1 pseudogene is annotated in these 443 nt (G+C 78.3%); it reads left to right on the top strand.

Annotation, left to right across the window (positions count from 1 at the left end):
* Positions 1-387: pseudogene (locus V2J85_RS40745) on the top strand (hypothetical protein); the annotation flags it as partial.
* Positions 388-443 lie beyond the last annotated feature (56 nt).

Here is a 443-nt window from a genome sequence, read left to right as displayed (position 1 = left end):
CCCCTGCCGCTGGAGCTCGCCCCCGGCCGCCGGGTGGAGCTGGCCGAACCCTGGCCCGACGCACCGGCGTTGGACTCGGTCACCGTACGGCTGACGGCGGAGGCGGAGGGCGGGGCGCGGGGCGAGGCGGCCGCTTCGGCGGCGTACGTCCCGGTCGTGCCGGTCGCCGGGGGCGGGCTGCTGCTCCTCGGCGCCCTGGCCGCGCTCGGTACGAGGGCATACCGGCAGCGGCCGGACCGGCGTGGGCCGCAGCCGACCGCCCCGGACGCCCGGGACGTGCAGGAAGACCGGCAGGAACGGGAAGACCCGCAGGACCCGCAAGACCTGCACGACCGGCAACCGGCCGACGGGCCACGGCCCTTGGCGAAGGCGGGAGCGGAATCGTGACGCGGCACCCCAGAGGCGGAGCCGTCAGGCGCGCCGCCCCGGTCACCCTCCTGCTC

The organism is Streptomyces bugieae (genome assembly GCF_036352915.1).
Classification (GTDB): Bacteria; Actinomycetota; Actinomycetes; order Streptomycetales; family Streptomycetaceae; genus Streptomyces; species Streptomyces endophytica.
This window is presented reverse-complemented; position numbering and strand designations above follow the sequence as displayed.